The sequence below is a fragment of the Rhodobacter sp. JA431 genome, assembly GCF_900217725.1.
In the GTDB taxonomy this organism is placed as follows: domain Bacteria; phylum Pseudomonadota; class Alphaproteobacteria; order Rhodobacterales; family Rhodobacteraceae; genus Rhodobacter; species Rhodobacter aestuarii.
This window is the reverse complement of the sequence record NZ_OBMP01000004.1, coordinates 24,124-44,410: the sequence shown is the minus strand read 5'-3', so window position 1 is coordinate 44,410 and position 20,287 is coordinate 24,124. Positions and strand designations below refer to the sequence as shown.

19 protein-coding genes and 1 tRNA gene are annotated in these 20,287 nt (G+C 62.4%); 13 read left to right on the top strand and 7 right to left on the bottom strand.

Going from position 1 to position 20,287, the window contains the following annotated elements:
* The first annotated feature begins 46 nt into the window (after positions 1 to 46).
* The 4 genes from CRO18_RS09425 to rnhA all read left to right on the top strand — a co-directional run bounded on the left by CRO18_RS09425 (position 47) and on the right by rnhA (position 4,176).
* On the top strand, positions 47 to 1,951 hold the full coding sequence (locus CRO18_RS09425) for a PAS-domain containing protein (RefSeq protein ID WP_097081954.1): 1,905 nt from the start codon (positions 47 to 49) through the stop codon (positions 1,949 to 1,951).
* Positions 1,948 to 2,667 (top strand): response regulator transcription factor, encoded by a 720-nt coding sequence (locus CRO18_RS09420; protein ID WP_097081953.1) that lies wholly within the window; start codon positions 1,948 to 1,950, stop codon positions 2,665 to 2,667. Before CRO18_RS09425 ends, CRO18_RS09420 begins: the two co-directional genes overlap by 4 nt.
* A gap of 97 nt (positions 2,668 to 2,764) precedes the next feature.
* Positions 2,765 to 3,715 (top strand): 4-hydroxy-3-methylbut-2-enyl diphosphate reductase, encoded by a 951-nt coding sequence (gene ispH, locus CRO18_RS09415; protein WP_097082152.1) that lies wholly within the window; start codon positions 2,765 to 2,767, stop codon positions 3,713 to 3,715.
* Positions 3,715 to 4,176, top strand: coding sequence for a ribonuclease HI (gene rnhA, locus CRO18_RS09410; protein WP_097081952.1), 462 nt, complete (start codon positions 3,715 to 3,717; stop codon positions 4,174 to 4,176). Before ispH ends, rnhA begins: the two co-directional genes overlap by 1 nt.
* Here rnhA and CRO18_RS09405 read toward each other — a convergent pair.
* Both CRO18_RS09405 and CRO18_RS09400 read right to left on the bottom strand, forming a co-directional pair.
* Positions 4,173 to 4,889, bottom strand: a complete 717-nt coding sequence (locus CRO18_RS09405) for an LrgB family protein (RefSeq protein WP_097081951.1) — start codon at positions 4,887 to 4,889, stop codon at positions 4,173 to 4,175. The two genes, rnhA and CRO18_RS09405, sit on opposite strands and share 4 nt — an antisense overlap.
* Entirely contained in the window at positions 4,882 to 5,238 is a 357-nt protein-coding gene (locus CRO18_RS09400) for a CidA/LrgA family protein (RefSeq protein ID WP_076484483.1), read from the bottom strand. Before CRO18_RS09400 ends, CRO18_RS09405 begins: the two co-directional genes overlap by 8 nt.
* 185 nt (positions 5,239 to 5,423) lie before the next feature.
* On the opposite strand from CRO18_RS09400, the gene smc reads away from it, so the two are divergent.
* Genes smc through CRO18_RS09375 form a run of 5 tightly spaced genes read left to right on the top strand, consistent with a single transcriptional unit; the run spans position 5,424 to position 11,862 of the window.
* Positions 5,424 to 8,882, top strand: a complete 3,459-nt coding sequence (gene smc, locus CRO18_RS09395) for a chromosome segregation protein SMC (RefSeq protein ID WP_097081950.1) — start codon at positions 5,424 to 5,426, stop codon at positions 8,880 to 8,882.
* Positions 8,883 to 8,935: 53 nt separating this feature from the next.
* Positions 8,936 to 9,400 (top strand): YbjN domain-containing protein, encoded by a 465-nt coding sequence (locus CRO18_RS09390; RefSeq protein ID WP_076484541.1) that lies wholly within the window; start codon positions 8,936 to 8,938, stop codon positions 9,398 to 9,400.
* Between the two features lie 12 nt (positions 9,401 to 9,412).
* Positions 9,413 to 9,874 (top strand): RidA family protein, encoded by a 462-nt coding sequence (locus CRO18_RS09385; protein ID WP_097081949.1) that lies wholly within the window; start codon positions 9,413 to 9,415, stop codon positions 9,872 to 9,874.
* The gene (locus CRO18_RS09380) at positions 9,871 to 10,626 is read left to right on the top strand and encodes a glycerophosphodiester phosphodiesterase family protein (RefSeq protein WP_394341447.1); all 756 of its coding nucleotides are present in this window, start codon (positions 9,871 to 9,873) and stop codon (positions 10,624 to 10,626) included. Before CRO18_RS09385 ends, CRO18_RS09380 begins: the two co-directional genes overlap by 4 nt.
* A 45-nt stretch (positions 10,627 to 10,671) precedes the next feature.
* Positions 10,672 to 11,862, top strand: coding sequence for a GNAT family N-acetyltransferase (locus CRO18_RS09375; protein WP_097081947.1), 1,191 nt, complete (start codon positions 10,672 to 10,674; stop codon positions 11,860 to 11,862).
* Between the two features lie 19 nt (positions 11,863 to 11,881).
* Here the strand turns inward: CRO18_RS09375 and CRO18_RS09370 are convergent, their stop codons facing one another.
* Entirely contained in the window at positions 11,882 to 12,370 is a 489-nt protein-coding gene (locus CRO18_RS09370) for a peroxiredoxin (RefSeq protein ID WP_097081946.1), read from the bottom strand.
* A 76-nt stretch (positions 12,371 to 12,446) separates the two neighbouring features.
* Between CRO18_RS09370 and CRO18_RS09365 the strand changes: the two genes are divergently transcribed.
* Genes CRO18_RS09365 through CRO18_RS09355 form a run of 3 tightly spaced genes read left to right on the top strand, consistent with a single transcriptional unit; the run spans position 12,447 to position 14,862 of the window.
* Positions 12,447 to 13,643 (top strand): NAD(P)/FAD-dependent oxidoreductase, encoded by a 1,197-nt coding sequence (locus CRO18_RS09365; RefSeq protein ID WP_097081945.1) that lies wholly within the window; start codon positions 12,447 to 12,449, stop codon positions 13,641 to 13,643.
* Positions 13,640 to 14,203, top strand: coding sequence for a 16S rRNA (guanine(966)-N(2))-methyltransferase RsmD (gene rsmD, locus CRO18_RS09360; RefSeq protein ID WP_097081944.1), 564 nt, complete (start codon positions 13,640 to 13,642; stop codon positions 14,201 to 14,203). The genes CRO18_RS09365 and rsmD overlap by 4 nt, the downstream gene beginning before the upstream one ends.
* Positions 14,200 to 14,862, top strand: coding sequence for an HAD family phosphatase (locus CRO18_RS09355; RefSeq protein WP_097081943.1), 663 nt, complete (start codon positions 14,200 to 14,202; stop codon positions 14,860 to 14,862). Before rsmD ends, CRO18_RS09355 begins: the two co-directional genes overlap by 4 nt.
* 82 nt (positions 14,863 to 14,944) lie before the next feature.
* On the opposite strand, the gene ykgO is transcribed toward CRO18_RS09355, so the two are convergent.
* Together ykgO and CRO18_RS09345 are read right to left on the bottom strand one after the other, a co-directional pair.
* Complete coding sequence (gene ykgO, locus CRO18_RS09350; RefSeq protein WP_013069105.1) at positions 14,945 to 15,070, bottom strand: type B 50S ribosomal protein L36; 126 nt, start codon at positions 15,068 to 15,070, stop codon at positions 14,945 to 14,947.
* 64 nt (positions 15,071 to 15,134) lie between these two features.
* A tRNA-Val gene (locus CRO18_RS09345) sits at positions 15,135 to 15,209 on the bottom strand.
* Positions 15,210 to 15,368: 159 nt separating this feature from the next.
* Here CRO18_RS09345 and CRO18_RS09340 point away from each other — a divergent pair.
* Positions 15,369 to 16,241 (top strand): N-formylglutamate amidohydrolase, encoded by an 873-nt coding sequence (locus CRO18_RS09340; RefSeq protein WP_076484492.1) that lies wholly within the window; start codon positions 15,369 to 15,371, stop codon positions 16,239 to 16,241.
* A gap of 1 nt (position 16,242) precedes the next feature.
* Here the strand turns inward: CRO18_RS09340 and CRO18_RS09335 are convergent, their stop codons facing one another.
* Together CRO18_RS09335 and clpB are read right to left on the bottom strand one after the other, a co-directional pair.
* Entirely contained in the window at positions 16,243 to 17,505 is a 1,263-nt protein-coding gene (locus CRO18_RS09335; RefSeq protein WP_097081942.1) for a DNA polymerase IV, read from the bottom strand.
* Positions 17,506 to 17,623: 118 nt separating this feature from the next.
* Positions 17,624 to 20,239 carry an ATP-dependent chaperone ClpB gene (clpB, locus tag CRO18_RS09330; protein ID WP_097081941.1) on the bottom strand — a complete coding sequence of 872 codons (2,616 nt, stop codon included), beginning with the start codon at positions 20,237 to 20,239 and terminating at the stop codon, positions 17,624 to 17,626.
* Positions 20,240 to 20,287 lie beyond the last annotated feature (48 nt).

The following is a 20,287-nucleotide window of genomic DNA, read 5'->3' as shown; positions in this document are numbered from 1 at the left end:
CGCCGCGCCCGCAAGGTGCTAGCGATGGGGCGGGGAGGCGTGGGGTATGAGTGAGGATGCACGCGCAAGGCTGACACAAGCCGGGTTGAACCTAATTGGTCAGGCCTTGTCTATTTTTGACAATGATTTGCGGCTGGCGGTCTCTAACCGGCAGTATCAGGTGATGTTCGATTTACCCGAACATCTGACGCGGCCGGGGACCACCTTTGCCGATACGATCCGTTGGCTTGCGGAACGTGGCGAATATGGCGAGGTGGATGATCTCGACACTTGGGTCGCGACGCGGGTGGAGCAGGCGCGAATCTTTGCGCCGCATTACATGGAACGCACCCGGGCCAATGGGCGCACCATCGCGGTGGAGGGCGCGCCCTTGGCCGAGGGCGGCTGGATCACCGTTTACACCGACATCACCGGGATCAAACGGCAAGAGATGCTTTTGCGCGCCCGCTCCGAGGAACTCTCCGAACAGGTCTTGGAAAATGCCGAACAACTCGCGGCGGCAAACCGCGAATTGGCTGCAACCAATGCCGCTTTGGAAGAGGCGCAGCATGAGTTGATGCAAACCGCTGCGCGCATTCGGCAGGTGACGGAAATGATGCCCGCGCATATCGCGCATATGGGGGCGGATTTCGTCTATACCTTCTCAAACCGGCGGCTAAGCGCGGTGATGCCGGGTTCACTCGATAAGCCCGAGGGCTGCCCGGCAGAGGAGGTTTTGGGGGCCGAAACTTTCCGCCGTATTCTGCCCGGCTTTACCAAGGCTTTAGCGGGTGAGGCGAATGTGCTGGAGATCACGCATGACCCCTCTGGGCGGCGCATCCGCATTGCGCTGACGCCCGACCGAGATGCTGCGGGCGCGGTTTGTGGGGTCTATATTCTTTCGACCGATGTGACCGAGGAAACGCAGGCGCGCGCGGCGCTTGCGCAAAGTGCCAAGCGCGAATTGGCGGCACAAATCACCTCGGGCATGGCACATGATTTTGCCAATTTGCTGACCATTATCTTGGGGCTGCAAGGGCGACTTCTGCGCACCAAGGGCATGCCGTCTGAGGCTTTGGGCGCGGTGCGGGCCACGCTTTCAGCCGCGCGCCGGGGTGGTACGCTTTTGGATCGGATCGCTGCGATTTCCGGCAAACGCGCTCTGCGTCCGCAAGCGGTAAATCTGCCCGCGCTAGTGGCCGATCTGGTGGCGATGGCGGCCCCGACTTTGGGCGACCGGGTTGCGATTTCTTTGGATGTCGACGGGCTTGCCGCGCCGATCTTGCTCGCCCCCGGCCCGTTGCAAGACAGCCTCTTGAACCTGCTTTTAAACGCGCGCGATGCGATGGGGCCGCGGGGCGGCGCGATCCGCATTGCTGCGCATCCGGTGCAAGATACTTGGATTGAGCTTTCCGTCACCGATACCGGGCCGGGCTTTAGCCCCGAGGCGCTGACCCGCGCGCTCGACCCGTTCTTCACCACCAAAGGGGGGGAGGGGTCTGGGCTCGGTCTCTCGATGGTCTATGACCAGACAAAATTGGCGGGCGGCACGGTGCGGGTGGAAAATTGCGAACCTGGCGCTTGCGTGACCTTGCGGCTGCCGTTGCGCCCGGTGGAAACGGCGCTGGCGCCAACGCTTGTTTTGCTCGTGGAAGATGATGCCGATATCCGCACCTCTGTCCGCGAAATGCTGCGCGAATTGGGACACTCCGTGTTAGAGGCCGCGAGCGCGCCCGAGGCCGAGGCGCTGAGCAGCTTGCCGGAAATTGGCATGGTCCTTTCAGATATTCAGCTGCCCGGAGAAGAAACCGGGGTCGATCTGGCGCATCGGCTTGGGGATCGTATTCCGGTCGCGCTGATGACCTCGCTCCCACCGGGGGATCGTCTGCGTGCCGCCGCGCCGTGCCCGGTGCTGCAAAAACCCTTTGTTGCGGCAGAGCTTGCCGCGCTCATCGCTGGAGTGCGCCAATGAATGCCCCCAACACGACTGTCCCGCATGTTGCGATTTTGGATGATGAGCCGGAAATCCGCCGGATGCTGGTTGATGCGCTCGAAGAATCGGGGTTTCGCACCACCGCCTATGGTCGCGCGACCGAATTTGAAGCGGGGCTAAAGCGCGCCCAGCCTGATGTCTGCTTGGTCGACCTTGGTCTGCCAGATCGGGATGGGCTCGCGCTGGTGCATCGGCTCGCGCTCGAATCGGGGGCGGCGATCATCATCATTTCGGGGCGTGCGCAGGTGCAGGACCGGGTGACGGGGCTGGAACTGGGGGCAGATGATTACATCATCAAACCCTTCGATCCCGCCGAGGTGGTCGCCCGGATTCGTGCACGGCTGCGCAAACCGCGGCCCGATGCCGCGGCCCCGGCGCAAGTGGCTTATTTTGCAGACTGGAAAGCCTCATTTGAGCGGTATGTTCTGATCAATGCCGAGGGCGTTGAAACCCCCTTTTCCCATGCGGAAGGGGAGGTGTTGCGTCTGTTCCTTGAAAGCCCGAACAGGCTGATTTCGCGCGCGCAGATGCAAGAAACCTTGGGGGGCGCGGCGGGCGAAAGCTTTGACCGGGCGATGGATGTGCGCATTTCTCGGCTGCGCACAAAACTGTGCGAAGACCCCAAAAATCCCCGGTTGATCAAAACAATCTACGGCGCGGGCTATATTTTCTTGGGCGATGTGCGGTGGGAATAGCCTGCGAACTGGCCCCGCGCCCAATGGACGCCGCGACAGGGGCGCACTTTACGCCGCGGCCTTGGGCGATTAACTCTTGGGGGCAAAGACGGAGCGCATCATGAAACCTGCCCTTACCCTTTACCTCGCCGCCCCGCGCGGCTTCTGCGCGGGCGTGGACCGGGCCGTAAAAATTGTCGAGATGTCGCTCGAGAAATGGGGCGCGCCGGTCTATGTGCGCCACGAGATCGTGCACAACAAATACGTCGTCGATACTTTGCGCGACAAAGGCGCTGTTTTCGTTGAGGAACTCGACGAATGCCCGGTGGATCGCCCGGTGATCTTCTCCGCCCATGGCGTGCCGAAATCGGTGCCCGCCGAGGCCGAGCGGCGCAATATGATTTATGTCGATGCGACCTGCCCGCTGGTGAGCAAGGTCCATCTTGAGGCCGAACGCCATGCCGAGGAAGGTCTTCAGATCATCATGATCGGCCACACGGGCCACCCGGAGGTGATCGGCACGATGGGGCAATTGCCCGAAGGCGAAGTGCTTTTGGTGGAAACCGCTGCCGATGTTGCAACGCTGGAAGTGCGCGACCCGGAGAAAATCGCCTGGATCACCCAAACCACGCTGTCTGTCGATGACACGGCTGAGGTTGTCGCCGCGCTCAAGGCGCGTTTCCCGACCCTTGTCGGCCCCGGTAAAGACGACATCTGCTACGCCACCACCAACCGCCAAGCGGCGGTGAAGGCCGTTGCGCCGCAGGTCGAGGCGCTTTTGGTGATTGGGGCGCCGAATTCGTCAAACTCCAAGCGCTTGGTCGAAGTGGGCCGCAATGCAGGGTGCGCCGTTTCGCACCTGATCGAACGCGCCACCGATATTCCGTGGGATGCGCTTGAAGGGCTTGAAAAGGTCGGCTTGACCGCCGGGGCCTCTGCCCCCGATGCGCTGATCGAAGAAGTTCTGAACGCGTTCAAAGATCATTTTGATCTGACGGTGGAAACCGTTGAAACCGCGAAAGAGCGTATCGAGTTCAAGACCCCGCGGATCTTCCGCCACGACGCCTAATGCCAGACCTTTTTGCTTGGACGGATGGCGCCTGCTCGGGCAACCCGGGGCCGGGGGGCTGGGGCGTTTTGATGCGCGCTATGGATGGCGAAACCGTGGTGAAAGAGCGTGAGCTTTCGGGCGGCGAGGCCGACACCACCAACAACCGCATGGAGTTGATGGCGGCTATTTCTGCGCTTGAGGCGCTAACCCGCGAAAGCGCGATCACCATCACGACGGACTCGGCCTATGTGAAAAACGGGGTCGAAAGCTGGATTCACGGCTGGAAGCGCAATGGCTGGCGCACGGCGAGCAAGAAGCCGGTGAAAAACGTTGATCTTTGGCAGCGGCTTGATGCGGCGCAGGCGCGCCACAAGGTGACGTGGAAGTGGATCAAAGGTCATGCGGGCCATGCCGAAAACGAACGTGCCGATGAATTGGCGCGCGCGGGCATGGCCCCCTATAAGCCGCAATCCTCTTAAAGGAACAGGTGCAGCACCAAAGGCGCCATGAACGCGGTCAGGACCGCGTTCAGCCCCATGCCAATCGAGGCAAAGGCGCCCGCCGTGTCATGCACCTGAAAGGCGCGCGCGGTGCCAATGCCATGTGCCGCGACCCCGGTGGCAAAGCCGCGTGCGCGCCAGTCTCTCAGGCCAAGCGCGTTGAGCATGGGCGTCACGAACACGGCGCCAATCATCCCGGTGAGCAGCACCAAAACCGCCGTGAGCGTGGGTTGGCCGCCCAAGGCCTCGGAAATGCCAATGGCCACCGGGGCGGTTGCGGATTTTGGCGCAAGCGATGCCAGCAGCATGTCATCGGCCCCCAAAATCTTGGCGATGGCAAGTGCGGAGGCCACAGCCGTAAACGACCCGGCCACCAAGGCGACAAGGATGGGCACCAAGGCTTTGCGAATGGCTTGTAGGTTTGCTTGCAGCGGGATCGCCAAGCAGACCGTTGCCGGGCCAAGCATGAAGTGAACGAATTGCGCCCCTTCAAAGTAATCCGCGTAAGCGGTGCCGGTCGAAATCAGCAAGGTCGCCAGCAAGATCACCGCAATGACCACTGGGTTTGCCAAAGGGTTGCGGCGAGACAACTGAAACAGGCGGTCGCCCGCCCAATAGGCCAGCAAGGTGGCGGTGAGCCACAAAAGCGGTTGCGACGTCAGATAAGACCAGATCAGCGCGGCATCAGTCATCCGACACGCTCCCCACCAGTTTGGCGGCCAGGCTGAAGGCGATGGCCCCCACCACGATGGCCAGAAGCGTCGAGACCACCAGTGCGATTGCCAGTGCCGGTCCATGCGCCATCAGCGTGGGCATATGTGCCACCACGCCAACGCCCGCGGGCACGAACAAAAGCGACAGATGCGCCAAAAGTCCCTGCGCCACCGGGCGGATCAAATCGCGTAACTTCTCGCTGGCCGAGATCGCGACCACCATACCGAGCATCCCGAGCACCGGGCCCGGCAGCGGCAGGTGCAACCCGCGCGAGATCACTTCACCCACGAGTTGAAAGACAAATATGATCGATAAAGCAGGAACCATGGCGCATCTCCGTCTTTTGGACGCAAACAGCTACAGGCTTCCGCAGGGGAAGCACAAGATAGCGCTATCTTGTGGATAAGGGGCGCGTCTTCCGGGTCACGGTCCTATTCAACGGGAGGTGGCGTTGACAGGGCCTGCGCCAACCCCGAAACTGCGCGCCCTGCGACCCGGAATCGGACCCTATCTTGCGTTTCTCTCGTCTGCGCCTGAACGGCTTCAAAAGCTTCGTCGACCCGACCGACCTTGTCATCCATGACGGGCTGACGGGGGTTGTCGGGCCAAATGGCTGCGGCAAGTCGAACTTGCTTGAGGCGCTGCGTTGGGTGATGGGCGAAAACCGTCCCAGCGCGATGCGTGGCGGCGGCATGGAAGATGTGATCTTTGCCGGGGCCGCCACCCGCGCCGCGCGCCATTTCGCGGAAGTGTCGCTCTCGATTGATAATAGCGAGCGGCTTGCGCCTTCGGGGTTCAATGACAGCGACACGCTTGAGATCGTGCGCCGCATCACCCGCGATGCGGGCTCGGCCTATAAGGTCAACACCAAGGATGTCCGCGCGCGCGATGTGCAGATGCTGTTTGCCGATGCTTCGACGGGCGCGCATAGCCCGGCACTGGTGCGGCAAGGCCAAATCTCGGAACTGATCAACGCTAAGCCCAAGGCGCGGCGGCGGATTTTGGAAGAGGCGGCGGGGATCTCGGGCCTGTATCAGCGCCGCCATGAGGCCGAGTTGAAGCTCAACGGGGCCGAGCAAAACCTCGCCCGCGTCGATGATGTGCTTGAACAATTGGGCACCCAATTGGCAGCACTTGCCCGCCAAGCGCGCCAAGCCGCGCGCTATCGGGCGATTGGCGAGGAACTACGCCGCGCCGAAGGCTCGCTTTTGTATCGCCGTTGGCGCGAGGCGGATTTGGCGCGGCTCGAGGCCGAGGATTTGGTGCGAAATGCGCTGATGGCGGCCTCAAAGGCGGAACTTGCCGCGCGCGCGGCAGCCAAGGCGCGGGCCGAAAAAGAGGAAGCGTTGCCGCCCTTGCGCGAGGAAGAGGCCGTCGCGGGGGCTATTTTGCAACGGCTCAGCCTACAACGCGATGCGCTGAGCGATGCCGAGGCGCAAGCCCAAGCGCGGATTGAGGGCTTGAAGGGGCGCATCGCCCAGCTTGACCGCGATATGGAACGCGAAAGCGGGCTCAATCGCGATGCAGGCGAAACCATCGCCCGACTTGAGTGGGAATTGGGCCAGTTGGCCAAAGCTGCTGAGGGGCATGAAGACAAGTTGGAAGCCGCCGCCGAAGCCTCGGCCGAGGCAGCGGCGGTCTTGGCCGAGCGCGAAGCGCAGTTGAGCGAACAGACCGAAGATGTGGCCCGGCTCGCGGCTCGGCATGGCTCTGCGCAGCGGCTGGTGAGTGATGGCCGCGCCACGGTGGCAAAAGCGGAGGCCGAGGCCGAACGCGCAGAGGCCGCCGGGGAAGAGGCGGAAGCGGCGCTGACACGCGCCGAAGAGGTGTTTGAGGCCGCGCAATCCGCGCAAGAGGAAGCGCAAGATCAAGCCGAAGCCGCGGAAGAGGCGCTGGCTGCCGCCGATGAAGCCCGCACCGAGGTGCAGGCGCGCGAAAGTGCAGCGCGGGCGGCTTGGTCCGAGGCCGAAGGCGAGGCTGGGGCGCTGCGGGCTGAGGTCGCCGCGCTCGCGCGTTTGGTGGAACGCGAGGCCGCAACCGGGCATCAGCTTTTGGACCGGGTAAAGGTCAAAAGCGGCTACGAGGCGGCGCTGGGCGCGGCCTTGGCCGATGATCTGCGCGCCCCCGAGGTTGAAGCTGCAGCGCGTTCTGGCTGGGCCGTTTTGCCCGATTACGCGACCTTGCAGCTTTTGCCCTCGGGCGTCGAGCCCCTGTCACGCCATGTGGAGGTGCCCGCGGTTTTGGCGCGCCGGATCGCGCAAATTGGCTTGGTTGCCGATGCCGCCGAGGGGGCGCGGCTGCAAGAGAAGCTTGCTCCCGGTCAGCGGCTTGTGTCGATGGCGGGGGATTTGTGGCGTTGGGATGGGTTCCGCGCCGGGGCGGAAGATGCGCCCACCGCCGCGGCTTTGCGCCTGCGCCAACTCAACCGTTTGGTGGAACTCAAGCGCGATCTTGAAGAGGTGGCGGCCAAAGCCGAAGGCGCGCGCCAAGCGCATGAGATGCTGGCCCGCGCTTTGGCCGATGCCTCTGCGGCCGACGCCCGTGCGCGCGAGGCGCGCCGGACCGCAGATACGCGGCTCGCCGAGGCAGGCCGGGCTTTGAGCCGGGCCGAGGCGGATCGCTCTATCCTTGGCGGCAAGCTGGAGGCCGCCCGCTTGGCGGCGAAACGCTACAGTGATGAGGCGGGCACCGCGCGGCTCGCACTGGCCGAGGCCGAGGCGCAATTGGCTGCGCTGCCCGACCTAGATGCCGCGCGGGGCGCGGTGGAGGCGATCAAGCTCACCGTCGAAGCCGCAAGGGTGACGATGATGACCCGTCGCTCTTCCCATGATGAAATCCGCCGCGAGGGCGAGGCGCGCTTGCGCCGCCGCCAAGAGGTCACAAAAGAGATCTCGGGCTGGAAGCATCGCCTCGAAACGGCGGAGAAACGTTCTGCTGAACTGGCCGCGCGGCGCGAAGAAGCGGTGGGCGAACTTGAAGACGCCGCCGAAGTGCCCGAGGAACTCGCCGCGAAACGCGAGGAATTAAACGACGCGATCGACGCGGCAGAGGAACGTCGCGCCACTGCCGCCGATCGTTTGGCCGAGGCCGAAACCGCCGCGCGCGATGCCCAGATGGCCGAGCGCGATGCCGAGCGCTTGGCGGGCGAAGCGCGTGAAGCCAAGGCCCGTGCCGAAGCGCGCCTTGATGGTGCGCGCGAAACGCTTGCCCATGCCGCCGAGCGGATCACCGAGGCGACAGACCTGACCCCGCAAGCGCTTTTGGACACGCTTGAAACCGACCCGGAACAGATGCCTTCGTCTGAGCATTTGGAAACCGAGGTTGCACGGCTGAAGCGCGCGCGCGAGGCCTTGGGCGCGGTCAACCTGCGCGCCGAAGAAGATGCCCGCGAGGTGCAGGAAGAACATGACACGCTTGCCAAGGAAAAGACCGATCTCGAAGAGGCGATCCGCAAGCTGCGCTCGGGCATTTCGGGGCTGAATCGCGAGGGGCGCGAACGGCTTCTGACCGCCTTTGAGCAGGTCAATGAAAGTTTCCGCACGCTTTTTACCCATCTGTTTGGGGGCGGCGCGGCGAGCCTGCAACTGGTGGAAAGCGATGACCCGCTCGAAGCCGGGCTAGAGATCATGTGCCAGCCGCCAGGCAAGAAACTCTCGACGCTGAGCCTGTTGTCGGGGGGCGAGCAAACACTGACCGCGATGGCGCTGATCTTTGCGGTGTTCTTGGCGAATCCCGCGCCGATCTGCGTGCTTGATGAGGTCGACGCACCATTGGACGACGCGAACGTTACACGTTTTTGTGACCTGCTTGATGAGATGACCCGGCGCACAGATACGCGGTTTTTGATCATCACGCACCACGCGGTCACGATGAGCCGGATGGACCGTCTTTTCGGTGTTACCATGCAAGAGCAAGGTGTGAGCCAACTTGTTTCGGTCGATCTCAAGCGCGCCGAGCAACTGGTCGCTTGATCTGGCCAAACGGGATTTGTGCGCCTAAGGTACCAAAAAACATGGAGGTTCGCATGAAACATTACTCGTTCGTCGGGGCGGTTGCCCTTGCCGCACTTGTCGGTGCCACCCCGGTCCAGTCGCAGGTTGTTGGCGACCCGGACGTGATCCGCAGTTTCATGGAATCCTATGGTCTGCAGGTTTCGCGCGATACGGACAATTCTGGCGATCCGCGCCTGTCGAGCCGGATCGAAGGCACGAACTTCAAGGTCTACTTCTACGGCTGCAACAAAGGGCGCTGCGACTCGATCCAGTTCTCTGCGGGCTTTGATCTGCGCGACCCGATGAGCGCGTGGAAGATCAACGAATGGAACCGCAAGAAACGGTTCGGTAAAGCCTATCTCGACGACGAGGGTGACCCCTACGTTGAATATGACATCAACCTCGATTTCGACGGCTGCGGCGGGCGCAATTTCGATGACACCATCGATCTGTGGCGCGTGGTGTTGGGCGAGTTCAAAGACTTCATCGACTGGTAAACAGAGGACACTATGACTTCCGCAATTGAAGCGCGTCTGAGCGCGCTGAACATCACCCTTCCCGATGCCCCGATGCCCGCGGCGAACTACGTGCCGTTTGTGCGCACCGGCAACCAGCTTTTCGTGTCTGGTCAAATTGCGGCGGGGCCGGATGGGCTGATCACCGGCAAGCTTGGCGCCGATCTGGGCGTGGAAGAGGGCGCGGCGGCAGCTCGTCGTTGCGGGCTGGCGCTGCTTGCGCAAGCGCGTGCGGCGCTCGGTGATCTTGATAAGGTCAAGCGGGTCGTGAAGCTTGTGGGCTTTGTGAACTCGACCGCAGATTTCACTGACCAGCCCAAAGTGGTGAACGGTTGTTCCGACCTGATGGTGGAAGTCTTTGGCGACGCCGGGCGCCATGCGCGTTCGGCTGTTTCGGCGGCCTCGCTGCCGATGGGCGTTGCGGTGGAAATCGAAGCGATCTTCGAGGTCGAATGATGGGTTTGCCCGAGGCGTTTTTCGCACACCCGATCGCGCATCGGGCTTACCATGACCTTGCTGCGGGGCGGCCTGAAAACAGCCGTGCCGCAGTGCGGGCCGCTGTCGCTGCCGGATATGGCATCGAGATTGACCTGCAACCTTCGGCCGATGGCGTGCCGATGGTGTTTCACGATTACGACCTGAAGCGCCTGACGGGCACGTCGGGCCGTGTTTGTGGGCTCACGGCGGCGGTGCTGGCTGCCACGCCGCTTTTGGGCGGCGACGAAGGTATTCCGACCCTGGCAGAGGTGTTGGAGATTGTCGCCGGGCAAGTTCCGCTGCTGATTGAGATCAAGGATCAAGACGGGGCGATGGGGCCCTCTGTCGGGGCGCTTGAAGCCGCGGCGGGCCAGGTTTTGGCAAGCTATACCGGGCCTTTTGCGGTGATGTCGTTCAACCCGCATTCGGTCGCAGCTTTTCATGCTTTGCTGCCGGATGTGCCGGTGGGGTTGACCACTTCGGCCTATGATGCGGCGGGTTGGCCGCTGTTGCCGGTGAAGATGCGCGATCAACTGCGTGACATCCCCGATTATGACCGGGTCGGGGCCTGCTTCATTTCACATGAGGCGGCGGATTTGGGCGCGCCGCGTGTGGCGGACCTTAAGGCCGAAGGTGCCGCGATCCTGTGCTGGACGATCCGCTCTCCCGAAGCCGAGGCCACGGCGCGAAAGGTGGCGCAAAACATCACCTTCGAGGGCTACGCGGCTTGACCGCGCGCGCTTGCGCCCCATCCTTTGCGGCAAGAAGGTGGGGCCATGCGCGAAGAGTTTGAAATCCGTATCCATGCGCACATCTCCGATATTTCGGAGGCGGATTGGGATGCTTGCGCCTGCCCGGAAACGGCAGAGGGCGGGCGGCCTTTTGACCCGTTCACCACGCATCGTTTCTTGAGCGCGCTTGAGCGCTCTGGCTCGGTTGGCCCCGGCACGGGCTGGACGGCGCAGCATTTGGTGGCCTCGGTCGGGGGGGAGTTGGTCGCTGTTGCGCCGCTTTACGTAAAGACCCACTCGCAAGGCGAATACGTTTTCGACCACGCTTGGGCCGATGCCTATGAACGCGCGGGTGGTAACTATTACCCCAAGCTGCAAGGGGCGGTGCCCTTTACCCCGGTGCCGGGGCAGCGGCTTTTGTGCCGGGCGGGACTTGAAGAGGTGGGCCGCGCGGCTTTGTTGCAGGGGCTCGCGCAACTGACGGTGCAAAACGGGCTTTCCTCGGCGCATCTGACCTTTTGCAATGCACAGGAGGCGGAAGCGGCGAAAGATCAGGGCTGGCTGCACCGCACGGGGCTGCAATTCCACTGGGAAAACCGTGGCTACGGCAGTTTTGATGACTTCCTCGCCACGCTGGCTTCGCGCAAGCGTAAGGCGCTGCGCAAAGAGCGCGAGAAGGCGCAAGCCTTTGGCGGCACGATCCGCGCACTCACAGGGGCCGAAATATCGGAAGCCCATTGGGAGGCGATGTGGGCGTTTTACCAAGACACGGGCGCGCGCAAATGGGGCCGCCCTTACCTAACCCGCGCCTTCTTTGATGCGCTGCATGACATGCGCGACGACATTTTGCTGATCGTGGCGGAACGCGAGGGCCGCCCAGTGGCGGGCGCTCTCAACTTCATTGGCCGCGATGCCTTGTTTGGCCGCTATTGGGGCTGTGTCGAAGACCACGCCTTTTTGCATTTTGAACTGTGCTACCATCAAGCCACCGATTGGGCGATTGCCCAAGGGCTCGCACGGGTCGAGGCGGGGGCGCAGGGCGAGCACAAACTCGCGCGGGGTTATTTGCCCGTCACCACCCATTCGGTGCATTTCATCGCCCATCCGGGGTTGCGCAGGGCAGTGGCCGATTATCTGGAGCAAGAACGTGCGGCAGTGGCCGATGATGTTTCTGAACTCGCCGAGATGGGGCCGTTCAAGGCTGCTCAGCAGGCGGGACAGGCCGAGGCAGGCTAGCTGCCCCGGCCCATAAATCTCAAAGCTCAGCCAGAAGGCTCTCGCCTGCCGAAATTTCGCAGGTGCCGGGGCTTTCTTCGCGGTGCAGCACTTTCACCACGCCATCTTCCACCAGCATCGCATAGCGCGCGGAGCGTTTGATCAGCCCAGCGGGCGGGGCGGTGAAGTCCATCTCAATCGCCGAGGTAAAGGCGCTTTCGGCATCCGCCAGCATTGTGATGCCAGCCTCCGTTGCCCCGGTGCTTTCGCCCCAAGCGGCCATCACGAAGGGGTCGTTGACGGAGATGCACAGGATCTCATCAACGCCTTTGGCATCAAACGCGGCCTTGGTGCGGATGAAGCTCGGCACATGGGCGGTGGTGCACACGCCGGTAAAGGCGCCCGGCACGGCAAAGATCACGATCTTGCGCCCGGCCATTTTGTCTCCCAGATGCACCGCCTCTGGACCTTCTGCCCCCATTTTCAGGAAGGTGGCGCCGGGAAGCTTGTCCCCAACCGTAATGCTCATGTCGATCTCCCTTCGCATTGATAAGCCTTGGGGGAACGATATAGGAGGGGCAAGGAAGCTGACCAGAGGAAGACCCATGAGCGGGATCGTGATCATTGGCGCAGGGCAGGCCGCCGCATCCTTGGCCGCCAAACTGCGGGGCTTGGGCTATGAGGGCGCGGTGACGATATTGGGGGCCGAGCCGGTTGCCCCCTATCAGCGCCCACCGCTTTCCAAGGGCTACCTTCTGGGCGATATGCCGCTAGATCGGCTGACGCTGCGCGCGCCCGATTGGTATGAAACGAATAATGTGACCCTGCGCACCGGGGTGACGGTCACCGGCATTGATCGCGCCGCGAAAGAGGTGCTGATCGGGGAGGAGCGGCTTACCTATAACCAACTCGCGCTTTGCACTGGCGCACCGCCGCGCCGCCTGCCAGCCGCGATGGGCGGCGACCTTGCGGGCGTTTATACCGTTCGGACCTTGGCCGATGTCGATGCAATGGCGGGGGAGTTCACCGCAGGCCGCAAGCTTGTGGTTGTGGGCGGCGGCTATATCGGGCTTGAGGCGGCAGCGGTTGCTTCCAAACTCGGGTTGGCCGTCACTTTGGTCGAAGCCGCGCCGCGGATTTTGGGCCGGGTCGCCTGTGCGGAAACGGCGGATGCGGTCCGCGATTTGCACCGTGCGCATGGGGTCGAAATTCTCGAAGGTATTGGCATTACGCAACTGACGGGCGTGGGTCGCGTGAGCGGTGTGGAATTGGCCGATGGCCGGGTGCTGGACGCCGATTTCGTCATCACCGGGATTGGTGTGACCCCCGCAACCGAGCTTGCCGCAGCGGCGGATCTTACGGTCGAAAACGGGATCGCGGTTGATGCTGAGGGACGGACCTCTGATCCGGCGATTTGGGCGGCGGGCGATTGCGCAGCCTTTCCGGGGGAGACGGGCCCGATGCGGCTCGAATCCGTCGGCAATGCGATTGATATGGGCGAGTTGGTGGCCGAGAACATGCTGGGCGCGGGCAAAGCCTATGTGCCCAAGCCGTGGTTCTGGTCGGACCAATTCGACGCCAAGCTGCAAATCGCCGGGCTGGGCACGGGCTACGACCGGATCGTGACCAACACGGCGGAGGGGCAGTCCTTTTGGTATTTCCGTGAAGGGAAACTGATTGCTGTGGATGCGCTCAACGCGCCGCGCGCCTATATGGTGGGTAAGCGGGTGATCGAGGCGGGCAAGCCCGTCACGCCCGAGCAGGTTGCGGCGGCCACCGATCTCAAGGTGCTGATGAAATGAGAATCATTGGTGGCGAGCGGCGGGGCCTGAAACTGACCGATGTGGGCGCGGGCGATGCGAGCGCGCATTTGCGCCCCACCACCGACCGGGTGCGCGAAAGCATCTTCAACCTGCTGATCAACGGCACCCACGGCAACCCGATCCCCGATGCGCGGGTGTTGGACCTGTTCGCGGGCACCGGGGCGCTGGGGCTAGAGGCGCTGTCGCGTGGCGCGGCCCGTGTGGCTTTTGTGGATGATGGCACCGCCGCGCGGGTGTTGCTGCGCAAGAATGTGGAACTGATGCGCGCGATGGGCGTGACCGATATCTGGCGGCGCGATGCCACCAATATGGGGCCGTGCCGGGGCGCGGGCTATGATCTCATTTTCCTTGATCCGCCCTATGGCATGGGGCTCGGGGAAAAGGCGCTGGCCTCGTGCCTTGCCAACGGTTGGATCGGGCCGGGGGCGACCGTCGTGTGGGAAGAAAACACCGCTCCGATTGTGCCGGACCCGCTCGAGCAAATCGACCAACGCCGTTATGGCGACACGCTTGTGACCCTTGCCCGGATGCCCGCATGACCATCAAAGCCGTTTTGTTTGATTGCGATGGGGTGCTGGTCGATAGTGAACCCGCCACCTTTGCCGCGCTTCAGGTGGAGCTTGCGGCGCATGGGCTGAACTTGACCCTTGAAGAGATGGAGCAGCGCTTCATCGGCGGGACGATGGAAAAGCTGCGCCAAACCGCCAATGAAATGGGTGCGGGGCTGCCGCCCGAATGGGTGTGGGAGTTCTATGAGAAACTTTATGCCCATCTGCGCGCGGGCACGCCCTTGATGCCGGGGATTGAGGCCTTGCTGGATCGTCTTGATGCAGCGGGGATTTCTTATGCCGTGGGCTCAAACGGACATCACCGCAAAATGGAAGCAAGCTTGGGTCAGCACCCGCGGCTTTGGGCGCGGCTAAAAGATCGGCTTTTTTCGGGCCAAGAGCTTGGTTGCCCGAAGCCTGACCCGGGTCTTTATCTACATGCGGCGGCGTTCCTCAACGTCGCGCCGACCGACTGTGTTGTGGTGGAAGACAGCGCTACGGGCGCACGCTCGGCGATTGCGGCGGGGATGCGCTGCTTTGGCTTGGTGCCGCCGCAGGGTTCAGACCATGCGCGCGAAACGCTGACCGCCGTGGGGGCAGAGTTGATTGCGGATCTGGGGGAGATCCCCGCGCTCATCGGGCTTGGCTGATCTGCGCCTTTGGTCGCCGAACAAATTAAAAGGCCGCTGGGTTGCCCCTGCGGCCTTTTGAATTCCTGCTCGAAGCGACGCCTCAGCCTTGACGGGCTTTGAAGCGCTTCTGCGTCTTGTTGATCACGTAGACGCGGCCTTTACGGCGCACGATCTGGCAATCGCGATGACGCTGCTTGAGCGAGCGGAGCGAGTTGCGGACCTTCATCGGCCTTCTCCTGTTCGCGGCGACGTGCGCCTTGAAAAGCAAATGCCCCCGAAGGGGCGGTGAATGGTGGGCGGTACTGGGATCGAACCAGTGACCCCTACGATGTCAACGTAGTGCTCTACCGCTGAGCTAACCGCCCGAAAACCTGCTGCATTCCGCGTCTCGCCTTTCCCGGAAAGAAAAGGACGCGGGCGGAACCGCGTCGGTCTGGGGGTCTATAGAAGGAGTCGCGGCGGCTTTCAAGAGCCTTTTGGCAGGAAAAGAAATTGGTGTAAGCTTTGCCTCATAAGGAGCGTTCATGTCGCAAGCCGATCACTCACATCTCCCCTATCGGCTGCACCTGCCCGAGGTGCTGACCTCGGGCGTGGTTTTTGCCTCGCCGCATTCGGGGCGCCAATATCCACAAGAGTTTGTGCGCCGTGCACAGCTGGATTTATTGCGCCTGCGCTCTTCTGAGGATGCCTTTGTCGATCGGCTTCTGGGCATGGTGCCGCACCATGGCGCCACGCTGTTGGAAGCGAATTACCCGCGTGCCTATGTGGATCTGAACCGGGGCGAAGAAGAGCTCGATCCGGCCTTGATCGATGGTGTCGCGCGCGGCTCTGGGGGCGCACGTGCGGCGATGGGTCTTGGGGTGATTCCCCGCGTCGTTTCTGGTGGGCGCGAAATTTTCATGGGAAAAATTCCGCAAGCCGAGGCGAAAGCGCGGATTGAGGCTGTCTGGCGGCCCTATCATGCGCGGCTTGGGGCACTGTTGCAGGAGCGGCGTGCCCGATTCGGGCGGGCGATTCTTTTTGATGTGCATTCGATGCCGAGCGAGGCGAGCACGCCGCGCCAACGCTGTGCCGAAATTGTGCTGGGGGACCGTTTCGGAACCTCGGCCAAAAGCGAGACGATGCATCATGTCGAATCGGTGTTTCGGCGCGCGGGCCTGTCTGTGGCGCGCAACACGCCCTTTGCCGGGGCCTATATCGTGCAACGTTACGGGCGGCCTGCATCGGGCATTGAAGTGATCCAAATCGAGATTTCACGCGCGCTTTACATGGATGAAGAGCGCATCGAACCGCTGCCGCATTTTGAGATGTTTGCGGCGTTGATCGGCGCGGTGAGTGCAGAACTGGCCGAATTGGTGCGGGGTCGCGGCGATGCAGGGCAGATGGCGGCGGAATAGGTCAGCTTTTGGCCATGCCGCGCCCAAGCCGGATCGCATCCGCCCCATATTTGGCCCGAATCGCATCGGCGGCCCGTTCGGCCTTGCTCCGTGCGCCCGCTTGCGGATCGAGCAAATCGCCCATCGGGTCATTGCCATCGGCAGGCGAAAGATCGGTATAGCCTGCACCAATCAGCCGAAATGGCCCTTTCTCTGGCAGCGCCGCCAGCAAGGCGCGGCTGGTGCGAAATAGCGTGTCAGAGAGTTGCGAGGGTTCATCGAGCCGGGTCTGGCGGCTGAGCGCGGAAAAATCCGCCCGGCGCAGTTTCAAAACCACGGTGCGGCCTTGCAGACCCTTCGCCTTCATCCGGTCGGCGGCTTTTTCGCACATCGTCCAAAGGATGTTTTCCAGCTCTTCGCGGTCGGCAATATCTTTGGCAAAGGTGGTCTCATGCGAGACCGATTTGATCTCGGCATCGGGGGTGATTTTGCGATGGTCCACCCCCTGCGCAAGATCATAGAGCCGCGCGCCGGTGGCGCCAAAACGGCCCTCAAGCGCGCTTTTGCTAGTGCGACGAATATCGGCCAAAGTGCGCAACCCTGCGCGCCCCAAGGCGGCCCGCGTGGCCTCGCCCACACCCCACAAAACCGAGGCAGGCTTGTCGCGCAAAAAGGCCTCGGTATCCGCGCGCCCAATCACCGAAAAGCCGCGCGGCTTATCAAGGTCAGAGGCGATCTTCGCCAAGAACTTGTTATGCGCGAGCCCGATGGACGCCGTGACGCCAATCTCGGTTTCAATCTCGCGCACCAGCCGCGCAAGGCTCACCGCAGGCGGCGCATGGTGCAGCCGTTCCGTGCCCGTCAGGTCCAAAAACGCTTCATCCAGCGACAGCGGCTCCACCAGGGGTGTGAGTGCTGTGAATTTCGCACGAATCAGTGCCGAGACTTCCGCATAACGTTCTTTGCGGGGCGGGATCACCACCGCATCCGGGCACAGCTTGCGGGCTTGAAACATCGGCATGGCCGAGCGCACGCCTGCGATGCGCGCAATATAGCAGCACGTGGTGACCACGCCGCGCGTGCCGCCGCCGACGATCAGCGGCTTGCTGGCAAGGCTTGGGTCATCGAGCTTTTCGACCGAGGCAAAGAAGCTGTCGCAATCAATATGCGCGATCGAGAGGCTGAAAAGCTCTGGGTGTGCCAGCATGCGCGGCCGTCCGCAGCGGGGGCAGCGGGGCGGGCTCGTCTCAAAAGTGGCAAAGCAGTCGCGGCACAAAGCGGGCATGATGGCGGCAATCTAGCCTATGCCGCAGCCGGGCGGGAGGGGCGTCGCCGCTTTTGGCCCTTCGACTTTGTGTAAATATCCGGGAACGCGACGGGGGGCAGAGCCCCCCGCCACTGGTTCAGTTCAGCACCCGATCTTCGGGCTGGATACGCTGAGAGGCAGAGACGCGCCCCCCAACCACCAACCCGTCCGGGCCAGCGGTGACCTTGACCTCCGCCCCGTCTTTCACCTCGCCCGCGAGCAAAAGTTCTGCGAGCGGGTCTTGCAGCGCGCGTTGGATCACCCGTTTAAGTGGGCGCGCCCCAAAGACCGGGTCATAGCCTTCATCGGCAAGCCATTTGAGCGCGGGCTCATCCAGCGCCAGCGCGATCTTGCGCGCGGCCAGCCGCTTTTCGAGCCGCCCGAGCTGGATCGTCACGATCCCGTCCATATTCTCGCGGCTGAGCCGATCAAAGATCACCATCTCATCCAAGCGGTTGAGGAATTCGGGGCGGAAATGCATCCGCACCGCCTCCATCACCTCGGCCTTGGCCTCGGACGTATCGGTCCCATCCGGCAGGCGGCTGAGCGCTTGGCTGCCTAGGTTCGAGGTCAGCACGATCAGCGTTTGCTTGAAATCGACCGTGCGGCCTTGGCCATCGGTCAGCACCCCGTCGTCCAGCACCTGCAACAGCACGTTGAAGACATCGGGGTGAGCTTTTTCCACCTCGTCAAACAACACCACCTGATAGGGCCGCCGCCGAACCGCTTCGGTCAGAACGCCGCCTTCGTCATAGCCAACATAGCCCGGAGGCGCACCGATGAGCCGCGCGACCGAGTGTTTCTCCATGAATTCCGACATGTCGATGCGGACCATCGCGCTGTCATCATCAAAGAGATAATTGGCCACGGCTTTGGTCAGTTCGGTTTTCCCCACGCCCGTCGGGCCAAGGAAGAGGAACGAGCCAAGCGGGCGGTTTTCATCGTTCAGCCCCGCACGCGCGCGGCGCACGGCATTGGCCACGGCGGTGATGGCGGCATCTTGCCCGATCACCCGCTTGTGGAGTTCTTCCTCCATCTTCAGCAGTTTTTCGCGCTCGCCCTCAAGCATTTTCGAGGTCGGGATACCAGTCCAGCGCTCCACCACTTCGGCGATCTGCTCGGGGCGGACGGCTTCTTCCACCATCTTGGTTTCAGCCACCGTTTCCGCCTCGGCCAGAAGCTTTTCAAGCTCGGGAATGCGGCCGTATTGCAGTTCGCCCGCCTTGGCGAAGTTGCCCTCGCGTTTGGCGTGTTCAAGTTGCACGCGGGCTTGGTCAAGCTGCTCTTTGACGTTGCGCGAGGCCTCCAGCATATCGCGTTCAGACTGCCATTTAGCGGTCATCACAGCAGAACGTTCTTGCACCTCGGCCAAGTCTTTTTCGAGCTTTTCAAGCCGGTCTTTGGAGGCCGCATCTTCTTCGCGTTTGAGCGCCTCGGCCTCGATCTGCATTTGCAGGATCTGCCGATCAAGCGCGTCAAGCTCTTCGGGTTTGCTGTCCACTTCCATACGCAGGCGCGAGGCCGCCTCGTCCACAAGGTCAATCGCCTTATCGGGCAAGAAGCGGTCGGTGATGTAGCGGTGCGAAAGCGTCGCCGCCGCCACCAGCGCCGAGTCAGAAATACGCACCCCGTGGTGGAGTTCATATTTCTCTTTGATGCCGCGCAGGATCGAGATCGTATCCTCGACGGTGGGCTCTTCCACCATCACCGGCTGGAAGCGCCGCGCCAAGGCCGCGTCTTTCTCGACATATTTGCGGTATTCATCAAGCGTGGTGGCCCCAACGCAATGCAGCTCGCCCCGCGCAAGCGCCGGTTTGATCAGGTTTGCGGCATCCATCGCCCCATCGGATTTGCCCGCGCCCACAAGCGTGTGCATTTCGTCGATGAAAAGGATGATCTCGCCTGCAGCCGCCTCAATCTCTTTCAAGATCGCTTTGAGCCGTTCTTCAAATTCACCGCGGTATTTCGCGCCAGCGATCAGCGCGCCCATATCAAGCGCCAAAAGCTTTTTGTTGCGCAGGCTTTCGGGCACGTCGCCGTCAATGATGCGCAGCGCCAAGCCTTCCGCAATCGCGGTTTTCCCGACGCCGGGTTCGCCGATCAGCACCGGGTTGTTTTTGGTGCGGCGGCTCAGCACCTGCATGGTGCGGCGAATTTCATCGTCCCGGCCAATGATCGGGTCGATCTTGCCGTCTTCGGCGGCCTGCGTCAGATCACGGGCATATTTCTTCAGCGCCTCATAGCCATCTTCGGCAGAGGCACTGTCAGCGGTGCGGCCCTTGCGAATGTCATTGATTGCGGTGTTGAGGTTTTGTGCAGTGACCGCGCCCGCATCAAGCGCATCTTTCGCGCGGGTGTTCACCATGGCGAGTGCCATCAGCATCCGTTCCACCGGAACGAAGCTGTCGCCCGCTTTCTTGGCGAGTTTTTCTGCCTCATCCAAAACGCGGACAAGGCTTTGCTCAACATAAACTTGCCCGTCGCCGCCCGAGACCTTGGGCAGTTTGGAGACATAAACGTCCACCGCCTCCTGAACACGCTTGGGCTCGCCGCCCGCGCGTTGGATCAGGTTGGCCGACAGACCTTGGTCGTCATCCATCAGGGCTTTCAACAAATGCTCGGGCTGCACACGTTGGTGGCCCTCACGCATCGCGATCGTTTGCGCGGCTTGCAGGAACCCGCGCGACCGTTCCGTGAACTTCTCCATGTTCATCGGTTCTCTCCTCTATGAAGCCCCCGGCTCTTGCGGCGCCCGTCATGG

Excerpts from the sequence above, each read along its gene's own strand:
- CRO18_RS09385 (WP_097081949.1), top strand. The coding sequence starts at position 9,413 with ATGACTTCCGCAATTGAAGCGCGTCTGAGCGCGCTGAACATCACCCTT.
- CRO18_RS09390 (WP_076484541.1), top strand. The coding sequence starts at position 8,936 with ATGAAACATTACTCGTTCGTCGGGGCGGTTGCCCTTGCCGCACTTGTC.
- CRO18_RS09400 (WP_076484483.1), bottom strand. The coding sequence starts at position 5,238 with ATGGTTCCTGCTTTATCGATCATATTTGTCTTTCAACTCGTGGGTGAA.
- rnhA (WP_097081952.1), top strand. The coding sequence starts at position 3,715 with ATGCCAGACCTTTTTGCTTGGACGGATGGCGCCTGCTCGGGCAACCCG.
- rsmD (WP_097081944.1), top strand. The coding sequence starts at position 13,640 with ATGAGAATCATTGGTGGCGAGCGGCGGGGCCTGAAACTGACCGATGTG.
- CRO18_RS09405 (WP_097081951.1), bottom strand. The coding sequence starts at position 4,889 with ATGACTGATGCCGCGCTGATCTGGTCTTATCTGACGTCGCAACCGCTT.
- CRO18_RS09370 (WP_097081946.1), bottom strand. The coding sequence starts at position 12,370 with ATGAGCATTACGGTTGGGGACAAGCTTCCCGGCGCCACCTTCCTGAAA.
- CRO18_RS09335 (WP_097081942.1), bottom strand. The coding sequence starts at position 17,505 with ATGCCCGCTTTGTGCCGCGACTGCTTTGCCACTTTTGAGACGAGCCCG.
- CRO18_RS09365 (WP_097081945.1), top strand. The coding sequence starts at position 12,447 with ATGAGCGGGATCGTGATCATTGGCGCAGGGCAGGCCGCCGCATCCTTG.
- CRO18_RS09380 (WP_394341447.1), top strand. The coding sequence starts at position 9,871 with ATGATGGGTTTGCCCGAGGCGTTTTTCGCACACCCGATCGCGCATCGG.
- CRO18_RS09375 (WP_097081947.1), top strand. The coding sequence starts at position 10,672 with ATGCGCGAAGAGTTTGAAATCCGTATCCATGCGCACATCTCCGATATT.
- CRO18_RS09425 (WP_097081954.1), top strand. The coding sequence starts at position 47 with ATGAGTGAGGATGCACGCGCAAGGCTGACACAAGCCGGGTTGAACCTA.
- CRO18_RS09340 (WP_076484492.1), top strand. The coding sequence starts at position 15,369 with ATGTCGCAAGCCGATCACTCACATCTCCCCTATCGGCTGCACCTGCCC.
- clpB (WP_097081941.1), bottom strand. The coding sequence starts at position 20,239 with ATGAACATGGAGAAGTTCACGGAACGGTCGCGCGGGTTCCTGCAAGCC.
- CRO18_RS09420 (WP_097081953.1), top strand. The coding sequence starts at position 1,948 with ATGAATGCCCCCAACACGACTGTCCCGCATGTTGCGATTTTGGATGAT.
- CRO18_RS09355 (WP_097081943.1), top strand. The coding sequence starts at position 14,200 with ATGACCATCAAAGCCGTTTTGTTTGATTGCGATGGGGTGCTGGTCGAT.
- ykgO (WP_013069105.1), bottom strand. The coding sequence starts at position 15,070 with ATGAAGGTCCGCAACTCGCTCCGCTCGCTCAAGCAGCGTCATCGCGAT.